Source organism: Gordonia bronchialis DSM 43247 (genome assembly GCF_000024785.1).
GTDB classification, from domain to species: Bacteria; Actinomycetota; Actinomycetes; order Mycobacteriales; family Mycobacteriaceae; genus Gordonia; species Gordonia bronchialis.
Window position 1 is genome coordinate 2,693,198 of the sequence record NC_013441.1, and the last position, 16,427, is coordinate 2,709,624.

At 66.6% G+C, this 16,427-nt stretch carries 9 protein-coding genes; 5 read left to right on the forward strand and 4 right to left on the reverse strand.

Annotated elements, in window-relative coordinates; translation table 11 throughout:
* Positions 1-37 precede the first annotated feature (37 nt).
* The 4 genes from GBRO_RS12505 to GBRO_RS12520 all read right to left on the reverse strand — a co-directional run bounded on the left by GBRO_RS12505 (position 38) and on the right by GBRO_RS12520 (position 6,616).
* Positions 38-1,243, reverse strand: coding sequence for a S8 family peptidase (locus GBRO_RS12505; protein WP_012834311.1), 1,206 nt, complete (start codon positions 1,241-1,243; stop codon positions 38-40).
* Positions 1,240-2,445: a trypsin-like serine peptidase gene (locus GBRO_RS12510; protein ID WP_012834312.1), complete on the reverse strand. Its 1,206-nt coding sequence runs from the start codon at positions 2,443-2,445 to the stop codon at positions 1,240-1,242. The genes GBRO_RS12505 and GBRO_RS12510 overlap by 4 nt, the downstream gene beginning before the upstream one ends.
* 260 nt (positions 2,446-2,705) lie before the next feature.
* Positions 2,706-4,235 carry a catalase gene (locus GBRO_RS12515; protein WP_012834313.1) on the reverse strand — a complete coding sequence of 510 codons (1,530 nt, stop codon included), beginning with the start codon at positions 4,233-4,235 and terminating at the stop codon, positions 2,706-2,708.
* A 143-nt stretch (positions 4,236-4,378) separates the two neighbouring features.
* Positions 4,379-6,616 (reverse strand): NADP-dependent isocitrate dehydrogenase, encoded by a 2,238-nt coding sequence (locus GBRO_RS12520; RefSeq protein ID WP_012834314.1) that lies wholly within the window; start codon positions 6,614-6,616, stop codon positions 4,379-4,381.
* A 298-nt stretch (positions 6,617-6,914) separates the two neighbouring features.
* On the opposite strand from GBRO_RS12520, the gene GBRO_RS12525 reads away from it, so the two are divergent.
* The 5 genes from GBRO_RS12525 (at position 6,915) to GBRO_RS12545 (ending at position 16,410) form a co-directional block, all read left to right on the forward strand.
* Positions 6,915-7,280, forward strand: coding sequence for an ArsR/SmtB family transcription factor (locus GBRO_RS12525; RefSeq protein ID WP_012834315.1), 366 nt, complete (start codon positions 6,915-6,917; stop codon positions 7,278-7,280).
* A gap of 3 nt (positions 7,281-7,283) precedes the next feature.
* Positions 7,284-7,769, forward strand: a complete 486-nt coding sequence (locus tag GBRO_RS12530; RefSeq protein WP_012834316.1) for an SRPBCC family protein — start codon at positions 7,284-7,286, stop codon at positions 7,767-7,769.
* A 171-nt stretch (positions 7,770-7,940) separates the two neighbouring features.
* Positions 7,941-13,439 (forward strand): ATP-binding protein, encoded by a 5,499-nt coding sequence (locus tag GBRO_RS12535; RefSeq protein WP_012834317.1) that lies wholly within the window; start codon positions 7,941-7,943, stop codon positions 13,437-13,439.
* A gap of 234 nt (positions 13,440-13,673) precedes the next feature.
* The gene (gene fadD5, locus GBRO_RS12540) at positions 13,674-15,278 is read left to right on the forward strand and encodes a fatty-acid--CoA ligase FadD5 (RefSeq protein WP_012834318.1); all 1,605 of its coding nucleotides are present in this window, start codon (positions 13,674-13,676) and stop codon (positions 15,276-15,278) included.
* Between the two features lie 82 nt (positions 15,279-15,360).
* Positions 15,361-16,410, forward strand: coding sequence for a YihY/virulence factor BrkB family protein (locus GBRO_RS12545; protein WP_012834319.1), 1,050 nt, complete (start codon positions 15,361-15,363; stop codon positions 16,408-16,410).
* The last annotated feature ends 17 nt before the right edge of the window (positions 16,411-16,427 follow it).

Here is a 16,427-nt window from a genome sequence, read left to right on the forward strand (position 1 = left end):
GGAATCGCTACCGGCCGCACCCCGGCCACGGGGTGGTTCAGGGCGCGGTGGCCAGTCCGGCACCCACGTCCTCGACGGGGAGGGCCAGGCCTTGCGTACCCGCGATCAGTGCCTCCCAGAGATCACGGCCCCGCTTGCCGGTGCTCTGTGCATACAGCGCCGCGATGCCGGCTACATGCGGTGTGGCCATGGAGGTTCCGCTGATGATGTGGTAGCGGGTGGGCATCGGCCAGCTGGAGTACACATCCAGGCCAGGGGCGGCGATGTCGATAGAGCCGCCGTCGACGGGGGTGGCGCGTGCGGAGAACGGCGCCATCCGCAGATCCGGCGCGAGTGCCCCGACAGCGAGGATGGACGTCGAGTTGGCCGGGCTGCCGACGAATCCGGGGTCTCCCGGACGTCGTGCGTTGTTGCCGGCCGCCGCGATCACCAGGGTGCCCGCAGCCAGCGCACGCCGGCCGACGGCCTCGTAGGCGGCCACCGGCGTTGCGACATCGGCGCCCAGCGACATCGAGATGACCGCACAGCCGTTTGCGATCGCCCACTCCATCGCCGCCAGGATATTCGCATCCGATCCGCTGCCGGCATTGCTGAGTACCTTGCCCACATAGATCGAGGCACCCGAGGCCACCCCGTATCGACATTGGGTCGCCGGCGCCTTCGGCCCGCACGAGGTGCCGACACAGTGGGTGCCGTGCCCGTGACCGTCCTGCACATCCTCACCCGCGACAAAGGATCGGCTGACGATGGCCCGGCCGGCGAAATCCGGATGCGTGAGGTCGAATCCGGTGTCCAGCACGGCAACCCGGATTCCGCTGCCATCGAGGGGACAGGTGGTGACCTTGGTCGCCTGCAGCCCCCACGTGCTCAAGCGGCCGTCCCGCAGGTGAGTGTGTGCGGCGTGGGCCACGGTGGTCAGCGCGCGCACCACGTGCTCGGGTTCCACCGCGACGATGACCGGGTTCTGCTCGGCTTCGGCGTCGAGCGATTCGAGGGCCACCGGCCCCACGTCGGCCACCGCGATGCCGAGTCGTTCGAAGATGGTCGCGTCGGCGGTCTCGAAGATCTCGGGACCGACGGACTCGGTCGTGACATCCGCGCTCGAGGCCACGGTGTCGACACCCTCGACAGCCTGCAGGGCGGCCACCCGCTCCTCGTGAGAACTGTCGTCGGTGAAGGTGATGAGTCGCCGCCCGGTCTGCTGGGCGGGATGCGAACTGGTGGGCTGGTCGTCGTCGATCATTGTTCTGTCACTTTCTGTTCAGATGACATGGGTTGGGCTGCGGTGTCGATGGTGACCGTGACGGTGACGGGACACCGACGATTCCGTAGGTCGGTCTCCGGAGTGTCGGCGAGTTCTGTTGCGCCGGATTCGATCTCCGCGTCTTCGAAGTCCGGTGTCGTCGGCACGGCCATCGCGGTCCGGGAGGCCGGACCGATCAGCGGGGTCAGCAACTCGCGCTCACGTACCGAGAGCGTCCGGGCGCGCAGCATCGCGATGATCTGGCTGATCCGGATGCCCTCGTTGACGATCCCACCGAACTCCGCGTGATCGGGGGCGGGCACGCTGGCGTGATGGAGCGCGACCACCTCCCACTGGTCGTTGAAGACCGGAGAGCCCGACGAGCCGGGTTCGGTGTCGGCGCAGTAGTGGAGGTATCGGTCGAGGATGTCGACCAGCGTGTTCTCCCGCAGTGCGATCATCTTCTTGTCGCCGCGCGGGTGCTGGACGATGGTGGTGAACTCGCCGATCACGACGGTGCCCTGCGCCTCGGTCAGTGATCGAAAACCGAACGGCTGCAACTGTTCCGGGGTGCCCTTGACAGCGGTCAGCGCGAAGTCGAGATCACGGTCACCGACGTAGAAGGTATCCGGGTCGAGTTCGAAGGCGCGTACCGGCCGGGGGGACCCGTCCACGTCGTCCTGATAGTCGAATTCGACGGTGCTCGTGTGTGCCTTGTCCGCGGTGGGCAGGACATGGTGGTTGGTGAGCAGCAGTGTCGGGCTGACCAGGAACCCGGTCCCGTAGCCGCGGCCGTGGGAGATGTTGATCCGGCCCACCGAGCGGGCCGCGGCAACCCCGGCGTCGAGGTAGCGGACCCCGATGAAGTCGCTGGTGTTGATTATGGCTTCGACTGCGCGCCCGGCGGATTCGTTCTCGCCGGTGAGTGCGCCGGCCCGGGCGAGGACGCGATGGCTGTCCACCGGGGCCGCTGCGTCGACGCCGTCGGTGGAGCCGTCGAGATAGTAGCGGGAGAGCCGGTCGAGGCGTCGGGCGACGCGTTCGGGGGTGTTGGCCGCGGCAACCCCGCCCTCGAAACCGAGGACGCTCTCGGTGGCGTTGCGCGCAGCCGCCCGTTCGGCGACCCGCGCCTGCGCCGCCCGCTGTTGGGCTCGGTCCTCGCCCTCGGGCTCCAGCTCGCCGGCGAGCGCGATGATCGTCATGACGGGATCGCCGGCGCCGGCCGGCACACGTCGGGGTGGCGCATGATGGCGCTGGGCATGACGGGGCTGGGCATGACGGACTCCCTGGGATCGCACTGCCGATGGCGGATGTCACCGTGCAATCAGTGTGCGAACCCAGGGGACCAGGGGCATGCGTAGCCGACTACGCGTTTGCGACGACGCGATGCCGCCAGAACACGCAGGTGGTCGCGCACCGATGCGTAGTGCGCGACCACCTGGGGTGTTCTGCGGGGAGACGGTCAGGAAGAGCGGACCTTCTCCTGCATCGACGTCCGGGCCGGGTTGCCCTGATCGTCGACCTTCGGATCCGGTTGATCCCGCTTCTCGCTCACACCCGACTTGATGCGTGCGCCGATGTCCGGATCCACGCGGCTCCAGTAGTCGAAGGCGCGCGTCAGCACCGGCTCGGACACCCCGTTGAGGAGATGCCCGACGACGTTGTCCACGAAACGTTCTCGCGCGGCGTCGTCGAAGACCTCGCGCACCATCGTGCCGGCCTGACCCCAGTCGTCGTCCTCGGGATGATCCACGTACGCCGAGCGGATGATCTCGCCGTCGGCGGCCCACTGGGGCTCGTCGGGGCCGGAATAGACCGCTGCGGGACCACCTTTGGAGTTCGGCGCGTACACCGGGTCGGTGACCGGGTGGATGCGCATGTGACCGTCCTTGGTGTAGCTGTGCACCTCGTTGCGCGGCCGGTTGACCGGGATCTCCTTGTAATTCGAGCCGAGCCGGGCACGGTGAGCGTCGGCGTAGGAGAATACGCGGCCGAGGAGCATCCGGTCCGGGCTGAACCCGATCCCCGGCACCACGTTGTTCGGCTCGAAGGCCACCTGCTCGATTTGGGCGTGGTTGTCGGTCGGATTGGTGTGCAGCGTCATCTTCCCGACCTCGTGCAGCGGGTAGTCGCCGTGCGGCCACACCTTGGTGAGGTCAAAGGGATTGAACCGGTAGGACACCGCGTCGTCGTAGGGCATCAGTTGCACCTTCAGCGTCCAGCTCGGCGTTCCGCCGCCCGCGATCGTCTCGAACAGGTCGCGGGTGTGGAAGTCGGTGTCCGCCGCCGCCATCTGATCGGCCTCGTGCTGGGTGAAACACTCCACTCCCTGGTCGGTGATGAAGTGGTACTTCACCCAGTGCTTGACCCCCTGCGCGTTCACCCAGAGATAGGTGTGCGAGCTGTAACCGTTCATGTGACGCCACGTCTTGGGGATGCCACGATCTCCCATCAGCCAGGTCACCTGGTGAGCCGACTCCGGCGATAGCGTCCAGAAATCCCACTGCATGTCGTGATCGCGAAGGTTGTTGTCTGCGCGGCGTTTCTGCGATCGGATGAAGTGCTGGAACTTCATCGGATCCTTGACGAAGAAGACCGGCGTGTTGTTGCCGACCATGTCGTAGATGCCTTCGGTGGTGTAGAACTTCAGCGCGAAACCCCTTGGGTCGCGCCAGGTATCGGGGCTGCCGCGCTCGCCGGCGACCGTCGAGAACCGAACTACCATGTCGGTCTTGACACCTGGCGCAAACAGCGCGGCGCAGGTGTACGCGGAGACGTCCTCGGTGGTCTCGAAGGTGCCGAATGCCCCGCTGCCCTTGGCGTGCGGTTGGCGTTCGGGGATGCGCTCACGGTTGAACTGCGCCATCTGCTCGATCAGATAGTGATCGTGCAGGACGATCGGTCCGCCGGCCCCGACGGTGAGGGAGTGTTCGTCACTTCCGGCCGGGGCGCCCGAATCACGGGTTGTGTACACGGAATTGCTCTCGGTCATGGTGCCTCCGAGCATGTTGAAGCTTGATGGGCTGTCACGACGACCCGGACTGCTTCAGGCCCTGGGCCGATCCTACGCGTCAACCCAGACGGGCGACGGGGCTTCCTGCGCCCCGCCGCCCGTCTGGCGCGTCTGGTCCCGTGCTACTTCTGCACGTCCTCCAGAGCCTTGTTGAACGTCTCACTCGGGCGCATCACCTTGGCGAGCAGTTCGTTGTCGGGCGCGTAGTAGCCACCGATATCGACCGGTTCGCCCTGGACACCGTTGAGTTCGGCCACGATCGCGTCCTCGTTGGCCTCCAGCGCTTCGGCCAGCGGCGCGAAATGCTTCTGCAGATCGGCATCGTCGGTCTGCGCGGCCAGTTCCTTCGCCCAGTACAGGGCGAGGTAGAACTGGCTGCCACGGTTGTCGAGCTCGCCGACCTTGCGTGAGGGGCCCTTGTCGTTCTCGAGCAGCTTGCCGGTCGCCGCGTCCAGGGTCTTCGCCAGGATCTGGGCCTTCGGGTTGTCCTGCTTCTTGCCCAGGTCCTCCAGACTCACCGCCAGGGCCAGGAACTCACCGAGCGAGTCCCAGCGCAGGTGATTCTCCTCAAGAAGCTGCTTGACGTGCTTGGGTGCCGACCCGCCGGCGCCCGTCTCGTACAGACCGCCACCGGCCATCAGCGGCACGATGGACAGCATCTTGGCGCTGGTGCCCAGTTCCAGGATGGGGAACAGGTCGGTGAGGTAGTCGCGCAGGATGTTTCCGGTCGCGGAGATGGTGTCCATCCCGCGGATCAGGCGCTCCATCGTGTACCGGATCGCCCGGACCTGCGACATGATCTGGATGTCGAGACCGTCGGTGTCGTGGTCCTTGAGGTACTTGTGGACCTTCGCGATGAGCTCGTTCTCATGCGGGCGGTACGGATCGAGCCAGAACACCACCGGCATCCCGGAGTCGCGGGCCCGCGTGACGGCCAGCTTCACCCAGTCCTGGATGGGGGCGTCCTTGACGATGCACAGACGCCAGATGTCACCCTCTTCGACGTTCTGGGTGAGCAGCACCTCGCCGGTGGCGTTGTCGACGATGTCGGCCACACCGTCCTTGGGTACCTCGAAGGTCTTGTCGTGCGAGCCGTACTCCTCGGCCTTCTGCGCCATCAGCCCGACATTGGGGACCGTGCCCATCGTCGTGGGATCGAAGGCGCCGTTGGTCTTACAGAAGTTGATCATCTCCTGATAGATCCGGGAGAAGGTCGACTCCGGGTTGACCGCCTTGGTGTCCTTGAGTCGGCCGTCGGCGCCGTACATCTTGCCGCCGGCGCGAATCATCGCGGGCATCGAGGCGTCGACGATGACGTCGGAGGGGGAGTGGAAGTTCGTGATCCCGCGGGCGGAGTCCACCATCGCCAGCTCGGGCCGATGCTCGTGGCACTTGTGCAGGTCGTCGATGATCTCCTCGCGCTTCGCGCTCGGCAGCGATTCGATCTTGCTGTACAGATCCGACAGGCCGTTGTTGACGTTCACGCCCAGCTCGTCGAAGAGCTCGCCGTGTTTGGCGAAGGCGTCCTTGTAGAAGACCTTCACGGCGTGACCGAACACGATGGGGTGGCTGACACGCATCATCGTGGCCTTGACGTGCAGGGAGAACATCACGCCGGTCTCATAGGCGTCCTGCATCTGCTCTTCGTAGAACTCGATGAGGGCCTTGCGACTCATGAACATCGAGTCGATGACATCGCCGTCGGTGAGTGACACCTTGGGCTTGAGCACGATGGTCTCGCCGTCGGCGGTGGTGAGCTGCATCCGCACCTCGCGGTCGCCGGAGACCGTCGTGGACTTCTCGCCGTGGTAGAAGTCGCCGTGGGTCATGTGCGCGACGTGGGTGCGCGACGCCATCGACCACTTGCCCATGCTGTGCGGGTGCTTTCGGGCGTACTCCTTCACCGCCCGCGGTGCGCGACGATCGGAGTTGCCCTCGCGCAGAACGGGATTCACTGCGCTGCCGAGACACTTGGTGTAGCGATCGCGAATCTGCGATTCCTCGTCGGTCTTGGGGTTACCGGGGAAATCGGGGATCTTGTATCCCTTGTCCTGCAATTCCTTGATGGTGGCGACGAGCTGCGGCACCGAGGCGCTGATGTTGGGCAGCTTGATGATGTTGGTGTCCGGATTCTGGGTCAGCCGTCCCAATTCACCGAGATTGTCGGGAACGCGCTGTTCCTCGGTGAGGTAGTCGTCGAACTCCGCGAGCACGCGTGCGGCCACGGAGATGTCGCTGGTCTCCACATTGATGTCGGCGGCATCCGCGAACGCCCGGATGACCGGCAGAAACGCGTGCGTCGCCAGCATGGGCGCCTCGTCGGTCAGTGTGTAGATGATGGTCGGCTGCTTCGCGTTCATAACCCGCCTTCGTTTCCGGTTTCTCGTCACTCACCACATGGATCGCATGGGTCGAGCGTTTCAGCGCTACCAGTATCGCGTCGTGGGTGGGGTTGCGCCGAACGTTGGGGTCCTACCCGTCAGTAATGAGGCATTCGGTGATCAGGCACCGATGATCTCGATCCTGCCGAGGAGCCCACGACCCGTCACACAGTCACGATAGCCCGCGGCGCGACGTCTCCGACCGGGGTGCCGAGCCGGACACCGGCGAGCGCGGAGGGGTTGACAACGTACAACCATTTGGTTGTATATTTGGGACGTGGCCGAGACGGATGAGGACAGGGCAGACGCCCTCTTCCACGCGCTCGCCGACCGCACCCGCCGCGACATCATGCGGCGCGTGCTCGCCGGCGAGCATTCGGTCACCGCACTCGCGGCACGCTACGACATGAGCTTCGCCGCGGTCCAGAAGCACGTCGCCGTTCTCCAGCGGGCGGGGCTGCTCACCAAACGGCGCAACGGCCGCGAGCAGATCGCCAGTGGCGACGTGGACGCCGTGCGAGCGGTGTCGAGCATGCTGACCGATCTCGAACAGGTCTGGCGTGGCCGCATCGCGCGCATCGACGAACTGCTCGCCAGCGACACCGCAACCGACAATCCGAATAATCCGATCCCGGAGGACTGAGCAATGCCCGTCACCAACGTCACCCACGACGCCGACACCCGCACCCTGACCATCACGGCCGAATTCGCCGCCCCGGTGAACCGTGTCTGGCAGATCTATGCCGACCCACGTCAGCTCGAGAAGATCTGGGGACCGCCCACCTACCCGGCCACCGTCGTCGACCACGAATTCCGTCCGGGCGGGCGAGTGACATATTTCATGACCAGCCCCGAGGGCGAGAAGTATCCGGGCTACTGGAAGATCCAGGAGGTCGACGAACCCCACAGCTTCCGGTTCGTCGACGGCTTCGCCGATCAGGATTTCACGCCCATCGAGTCGATGCCCGAGTCGAGCAGCGTGTACACGTTCACCGAGCGCGACGGGCGCACACTGGTGACCTACACCAGCACCTATGCCACCGCCGAGGCGCTGCAGCAGGTCCTGGACATGGGAATGATCGAAGGTGCCACCGAGGCGATCAACCAGATCGACGTCTTTCTCGCCGCGTGAGCCTTCGACGAAACCACCTCCGGTCCCTGCCTCCCGACGTCACCGCCGGCGCGACCAGCAGATCCCGGGGGTGGTTTCGGGGAGCGTACTCGCGCGTACGAAAAACTTCCGAAACAATCATCCGGGTCCGCACTCGGCGCATGCCGATCTGACGAGAGAAGGGACTCGGTGATGTTCACCCGCATTGCCATCGTGAACCGCGGTGAGGCCGCCATGCGACTCATCCACGCCGTTCGGGGATTGTCTGCCGAGACCGGAGAGCCGATCGAGGTTGTCGCACTCCACACGGATGTGGACCGCGACGCCACGTTCGTGCGTGAAGCCGACATCGCCTTCGACCTCGGACCCGCCGCCGCGCGGCCCTACCTGAACCTCAAGGTCCTCGAACGCGCACTCCTCGAGACCGGCGCCGACGCCGCCTGGGTCGGCTGGGGCTTCGTCGCCGAGGATCCGCTCTTCGCCGAGCTCTGCGAGCGGATCGGGATCACCTTCGTCGGACCGTCGCCGGAGGCCATGCGCAAGCTGGGCGACAAGATCGGCGCCAAGCTCATCGCCGAGGAGGTCGGCGTCCCGGTCGCTCCCTGGAGCCGCGGGGCGGTCGACACCGTCGACGAGGCCAAGGCCGCAGCCGCCGAGATCGGCTACCCGCTGATGCTCAAGGCCACCGCGGGCGGCGGCGGTCGCGGCATCCGCGTCGTCACCAACGACGCCGATCTCGTCGACGCCTACGAACGCACCCGGGACGAGGCCGCCCGCGCCTTCGGTAGCGGCATCGTGTTCCTCGAACGCCTCGTGACCGGCGCCCGCCACGTCGAGGTCCAGGTGATCGCCGACGGTCAGGGCACCGCCTGGGCGCTCGGTGTGCGTGACTGCTCGGTGCAGCGCCGCAATCAGAAGATCATCGAGGAATCGGCGTCGCCGGTGCTCGCACCCGAGCAGGTGGCCGAGTTGAAGGGTTCCGCCGAGCGGCTCGCGGTCGCCGTCGGCTACCGCGGGGCGGCGACCGTCGAATTCCTGTACCACCCCGGCGAGAAGCTGTTCGCCTTCCTCGAGGTCAACACCCGCCTGCAGGTCGAGCACCCCATCACCGAGATCACCAACGGCTTCGACCTGGTGCGTGCCCAGCTGCATGTCGCTTCCGGCGGGCGTCTCGAGGGACAGCCGCCGGTCGAGCGAGGGCACGCCATCGAGGCACGGCTCAACGCCGAGGATCCCGATCGCGACTTCGCTCCGTCGCCGGGCCGCATCGCCCTGCTCGATCTGCCTGCCGGCCCGGGTATCCGCGTCGACACGGGGGTCAGCGAGGGTGACACCATCCCCGCCGACTTCGACTCGATGATCGCCAAGATCATCGCCTACGGCAGCGACCGCGACGAAGCACTGGGCCGGCTGCGCCGGGCGATGGCGCAGACCCGCGTCATCATCGAGGGCGGCTCCACCAACAAGAGCTTCGTCCTCGAGCTGCTCAACCAGCCCGAGGTCATCGACGGCAGCGCCGACACCGGCTGGATCGACCGGGTCCGCGCCGAAGGCGGGCTCGTGGCCCACCAGCACTCCGCGATCGCGCTGGCCGCCGCCGCCATCGACGCCTATGAGGAAGGCGAGGCCGTCGAGCGGCAGCGCCTGCTGTCCACCGCGGCCGGTGGCCGGCCGCAGGTCCAGCACGACAGCGGTGCGCCCCTCGATCTCAAGCTGCGCGGAGTTGCCTACCGGGTCCGGGTGGCGCGCATCGGCGCCCACCGGTTCCGCATCGCCATCGAGGCCGGCACCCAGACGCACACCGCCGATGTCGACCTCGAGCGGTTCGACGACCACGCCGCCCAGATGGTGGTCAACCGGGTGCGCTATCGCCTGGTCACCGACACCCACGGCCCTGTCCATCTCATCGACGTCGACGGCATCACGCACCGGGTGAGCCGTGACGAGGGTGGTGTGGTGCGATCGCCCGCACCGGCGCTCGTGGTCGCGACCCCCCTCGAGGTCGGCGACGAAATCGAGGCCGGCGCACCGGTTCTCGTTCTGGAGAGCATGAAGATGGAGACCGTGCTGCGCGCTCCGGTGCGCTCTCGGCTCAATGAGTGCCTGGTGTCGGTGGGCACGCAGGTGGAGACCGGCGCGACCCTGTTGCGCCTGGAACCCCTCGCCGACGACGACGATGACGATGACGACGCGGCAACCGACACCACCGACGCCGTCGAACTCGAACTCCCCGCCGAGCCCACACACGTCGAACCGCACGAGCGGACCACCCGCACCCAGGAGGATCTGCGCAGTCAGCTCCTGGGGTACGACGTCGACCCGCAGCACCGCACCCGCCCGCTCGACGACTACCTCACCGTGCGGCATGCCGCGCTGGAGAGTGGGCGCCGGCCGCTGGCCGACGAGCTGGAACTCATCACCGTCTTCGCCGATCTGGCCGAGCTGAGCCAGAATCGGCCGACCGGTGAGGATCTCGGCGTCGAGCACGTGCACAGCGCACGCGAGAACTTCCACACCTACCTGCAGAGCCTCGACGTCGAGCGGGACGGGCTGCCGGAGTCCTTCCACACGCAGCTCGGGCGGGCGCTCGGACATTACGGCGTCACCGAACTCGATCGGACGCCGGAGCTGGAGAGCGCGGTCTTCCGGATCTTCCTCGCACTGCAGAATCCGGCGGATTCGGCAGCCGTGATCACCACCCTGCTGCGCGAGTGGCTCACCGAACCGACTCCGCGCGAAGAGCTTCGCGGACCGGTCGGCAGTGCCCTCGACCGTCTCGTGGCGGCCACCCAGGTCCGGTTCCCGGCCGTCGCCGATCTGGCGCGTGGCGTCGTCTACGCCTGGTACGGCCAGCCACTGCTGCGGCGCAGCCGGGCGCGTGTCTACAACGACGTCCGCAAGCAACTGCGCTACCTCGACGAGAATCCGCAGACCCCCGATCGGGCCGAACGCATCGCCGAGATGGTCGGATCCACCGAACCGCTGGTGCGCATCCTCGGCCAGCGGATCGTCCGCGGCAACACCGACAACACGGTGATGCTCGAGGTTCTCACCCGTCGCTACTACGGCAACAAGGGGTTGTCCGGCGTCCGGATCCAAGAAGCCGGGGGAGCCACCTTTGTCATCGCCGACCGCAACGGGTCACGTCTGGTGTCGGCGGCGGTCAGTTTCGAGCGGCTCGGCGACACGATGAGCGGGCTCGCCGAACTCGCCCGGGACTCGGCGTCCATCGACGCCGACATCTACCTCAGCTGGGAACAGCAGCCCGACGAGTTCGACACCATGGCGCAGACGCTGCACGAGATCATCGCGGCCAATGCACTGCCCAATCAGGTCCATCGCGTCACCGTCACGGTGGCCGGCAGCGGCGACGCCCGTATGCATCACCACTTCACATTCCGCCCGTCGGCCACCGGTATGGCCGAGGAACGGCTGATCCGAGGTCTGCATCCCTACATCGCGCAGCGCATGCAGCTCGAGCGTCTGCACAAGTTCGATCTCACGCGCCTGCCCTCGGCCGACGACGAAGAGGTGTACCTGTTCCGCTGCGTGGCCAAGGAGAATCCGTCCGATGATCGGCTGATCGCCTTCGCGCAGGTCCGTGACCTGACCGCCATGCGCGACAACGACGGCCGGCTGCTGACCATCCCGTCGGCGGAGACCACCCTGGCCTCCTGCGTCGATTCCATCCGTCGCGCACAGCGGCAGGGCAACCGGACGGCCAACACCAACCGGGTCGTCATGTACATCTGGCCGCCGATGGAGGTCAGCGATCACGACCTGTACACGATCGCCTCACACATCCGCGGCATGACCTCCGGTGTGGGCCTCGAGGAGATCCAGCTCATCGCCCGCCGCCGCGACTCGGAATCCGGTGAGCTGAAGAAGGTCTCGGTGCGGTTCACGCTGAACGCGACCGGCGGTATCGAGGTTACGGTCGGTGACTCCACCGGCGAGCCCATCGAGCCGGTCGACGAGTATCGGCAGAAAGTCCTGCGGGCGGCCCGGCGCAACACCGTCTACCCCTACGAGTTGGCCACGCTGCTGGGCGATTTCGCCGAATACGACCTCGACGCCGAACAGCGTCTGGTTCCGGTGGACCGGCCGAAGGGGCGCAACACCGCCGCGATCGTCGCCGGTATCGTCACCACCGCGACCGACAAGTACCCGGAGGGTGTCACCCGCGTCGTCCTGCTCGGCGATCCGACGAAATCGCTTGGCGCGCTGTCGGAGCCGGAATGCAGCCGGGTGATCGGCGCCCTGGACCTCGCGGAGTCGATGCAGGTGCCGCTGGAATGGTACGCCCTGTCCTCGGGTGCACGGATCTCGATGGATTCGGGTACCGAGAACATGGACTCGGTGGCGCGTGCCCTCAAGCGGGTAGTCGAGTTCACCCAGGCCGGCGGCGAGATCAACATCGTGGTCGCGGGTATCAACGTCGGCGCGCAGCCGTACTGGAACGCCGAAGCGACGATGCTGATGCACACCAAGGGCGTCCTGGTGATGACCCCGGACTCGGCGATGGTGCTGACCGGCAAGCAGTCACTGGACTTCTCCGGTGGCGTGTCGGCGGAGGACAACTTCGGCATCGGCGGCTACGACCGCGTCATGGGCCCCAACGGCCAGGCGCAGTACTGGGCGCCGAATCTCGGTGCGGCACGCGATATCCTGATGTCGCACTACGACCACACCTACGTGCTGCCGGGGGAGCAGACCCCGCGCCGGTCGGACACCGCCGACCCGGTCGACCGGGACATCTCGGACTTCCCGCATGTGCTCGCCGACAGCGACTTCACCACGGTCGGTGACGTCTTCTCCAGCGCCACCAACCCGGATCGCAAGAAGCCGTTCGACATCCGCACGGTGATGCGGGCCGTCGCCGATCAGGATCTGCCCGTGCTGGAACGCTGGGCGGGTATGGCCGACGCCGAGACCGCCGTCGTGCAAGACGTGCACCTCGGCGGAATCCCGGTGTGTCTCTTGGGTATCGAGTCCCGCGAGGTGCAGCGGCGCGGCTACACGCCGACCGACGGTCCGGACACCTACACCGCGGGCACCCTGTTCCCGCAGTCGTCCAAGAAGGCGGCCCGCGCCATCAACGTGGCCAGCGGCAACCGTCCACTGGTGGTGCTGGCCAATCTATCGGGCTTCGACGGGTCGCCGGAGTCGCTGCGTAAGCTGCAGCTCGAATACGGCGCCGAGATCGGCCGGGCGATCGTGAACTTCCGTGGCCCCATCGTGTTCTGCGTGATCTCGCGGTATCACGGCGGCGCCTTCGTGGTGTTCTCGAAGGCGTTGAACCCCAACATGACCGTGCTCGCGATCGAGGGATCCTTCGCCTCGGTTCTCGGTGGTGCGCCCGCGGCCGCGGTGGTCTTCGCCGGCGAGGTCGGCAAGCGTGTCTCGGCCGACCCCCGTGTGCGGGACCTCGAAGCCAAGCTCGGCGGGGCCTCCGGTGTCGACCGCTCGGCGCTGGCCGCCGAACTCGCCGACACGCGGCAGACGGTGCGAGCCGAGAAGATCGGTGAGGTGGCCGCCGAATTCGATGCGGTGCACAGCATCCAGCGTGCCGTCGAGGTCGGTTCGGTGGACGCGGTCATCAAGGCCGCCGAACTCCGCCCCCGCATCATCGGTGCCATCGAGAACAGCGCGGCCTGGTCCGATCGCGGCTCGCGTGTGACGAGTTCCTGATCCCTGCTGATCAAACCGGCCGCCCCTGCTGATTGACATCCCTGAACGTCAGTTCTTCAGCGGCGGCGGCTTGGTCGGTGCCCCGTCGGGCGATGGCTGGTCGTAGGGGAGCCGACGCTGGACTCCCACTCCGCTCCTCTGACGTCGGAATTGCCCAACACACCTCACATTGGCTCTACTGTGTGAGCGAGGACACAGAACGACGTAGGTGTCCCAAGTGTGAGGGGGAGAAGTATGACCGCTGCCGTGGATCCGACCAGCAATCTGGTGACCGAGCCGCTGCGCTCGCGACGCAACCACTGGAACAACCAGGTCCGCCGGCATGCTTTCATGCAGCCCGACGCGATCGCCATTCGGTATCTCGACACCTCGACGACGTGGCGGCAGCTCGACGAACGGTCGCGGGCCTTCGGTGCCGCACTGCACCGCAACGGCGTGAAGTTCGGTGATCGGGTGCTGATGGCTCTGCTGAACCGGACCGAGTACATCGAAGCCATCCTCGGTGCGAACCTGATCGGCGCCATCCCGGTCCCGGTCAACATCCGGATGAGTCCGGCCGAGGTCGCCTATCTGGTGGACAACAGTGGTGCCCGGGTGATCGTCACCGAGAAGATGCTCGCACCACTCGCCGGCGCCGTGAGCGCATCGACCGGGTCCATCGACACGTTGATCGTCGTCGACGCCGACGACACCCCCGAGGCGCTGGACTACGAGACCCTGCTGAGCGAAGGCTCGTCGGATCTACCGGAGGTCGATGTCCCAGAGGACACCGTCGCGTTGATCATGTACACGTCTGGCACCACGGGAAAGCCCAAGGGCGCCATGCTCACCCACACCAACCTGCAGGCACAGGCGGTCACCACGATCGCCACCGCCCACGGTGATTCCGAGGACATCGCCTCGATCGTGCCGCCGCTGTTCCACATCGCCGGGATCGGCAACTTCGCGCCGGCGTTCTATCGCGGGGTGCGCGTGGTGATCCACCCGCTGGGCGCCTTCGATCCCGACGCGATGCTCGACACCCTCGAACGCGAGGGGACCACGTCGGTGTTCATGGTGCCCGCGCAGTGGCAAGCGGTGTGCGCGGCTCAGCAGGCCCGGCCGCGGACACTGCGGCTACGCAACATCAGCTGGGGCGCCGCACCCGCCTCCGACAGTGTCCTCACCGCGATGAATCAGTCCTTCCCCGACGCCCTCAACATGACCGCGTTCGGGCAGACCGAGATGTCGCCGGTGACGTGTGTGCTCGAGGGCCGCGACGCCATGCGCAAGATCGGTTCGGTCGGCAAGGTGGTGCCCGCGGTGACCGCACGCATCGTCGACCCGCTGATGAACGACGTCAAGCCGGGTGAGGTCGGCGAGATCGTCTATCGCGGCCCCAATCTGATGGCCGGCTACTGGGAGAACCCGCAAGCCACCGCGGACGCCTTCCGCGGGGGGTGGTTCCACTCCGGCGACCTCGTCCGCCAGGACGAGGAAGGTTTTCTCTACGTCGTCGACCGTGCCAAGGACATGATCATCTCGGGCGGGGAGAACATCTACTGCGCCGAGGTGGAGAACGTGCTCTTCGGGCACGAGAAGATCGCCGAGGCCGCGATCATCGGTCGCGCCGACGAGAAGTGGGGTGAGGTGCCGGTCGCCGTCGTCGTACTCGCGCCCGGTGCCGACGATCTCACCCTGAGTGAACTCGAGCCGTACCTCAACGAGAACCTCGCGCGTTTCAAGCACCCCAAGGATCTGGTCATCATCGACGAGCTCCCACGCAACGCCGGCGGCAAGGTGGTCAAGCCACGACTACGCGACGCCTACGGCAGCAAGGACGCCGGCCTCGCGCACTGACCGGGCGGCAACCTGAACCGGCGGCAAGGGGCCGGCGGATCACGGCGGGTTTGAACGACGGCCGAGCGGGTACAGCTATGCCATGTCGACCACCGATGCCCGCCCACCCGACCCCGAGAGCGACGATCTGCCGGATTCCCCGACAGATCTCACCCGCCCGTCGGTGTGGTACATCACCCGTAAGGTCGCCCGCGAGTTCAGCCGCGATCAGTGCACCGATCTCGCCGCCGCACTGACGTACTACGCGGTGCTGTCGCTATTCCCGGCGCTGCTCGCCGTGGTCTCACTGCTCGGTGTCTTCGGTCAGGGGCAGCGCACCGTGGATGCCGTTCTGCAGATGGTCGACGACGTCGGGCCGTCCTCGGCTGTCGACACATTGCGCGATCCGGTCCAGCAACTCGTCAGTGCGCCATCGGCGGGTTTCGCGCTGGTCCTCGGTCTGGCCGGCGCGCTGTGGTCGGCGTCGGGGTATGTCGGCGCGTTCGGCCGCGCCATGAACCGGATGTACGAGATCGACGAGGGACGGCCGATCTGGAAGTTGCGTCCCCAGATGCTGCTGGTGACCGCCGTGGCGTTGCTGATGGCGGGTGCAATCGCAGTGATGCTGGCGATCAGCGGACCTGTCGCGAAAGCGGTGGGGGATGCCATCGGAGCCGGCGATGCGGCTCTCACGGTGTGGAACATCGCCCGCTGGCCACTGGTGCTGATCTTCGCGATTCTCGTGGTGGCGATCCTCTACTACTCGACACCCAATGTGAAGCAACCCAAGTTCCGGTGGATCAGCATCGGGGCCACCGTGGCGATCGTGGTGTGGATCCTCGCTTCGGTCCTGTTCGGTCTCTACGTTGCCAACTTCAGCAGCTACAACAAGACCTACGGGGCGCTGGCCGGTGTGGTCGTCTTCCTGCTCTGGCTGTGGATCACCAACCTGGCCTTGCTGTTCGGCGCCGAGATCGACGCCGAACTGGTGCGCGGGCGCCAGCTCCAGGCGGGGCTACCGGCGGAGAGGTCGCTGCAGTCCCCGCCGCGTGACACCACTGCCTCGGAGAAGAACGACGCCAAGGACCGAGAACTCATCGAGGAGGGCAGGCGACTTCGGCGCACGCGCGGTGAGTCCGCACCTGACGACTGACGCGTGTTCGCGAGAAG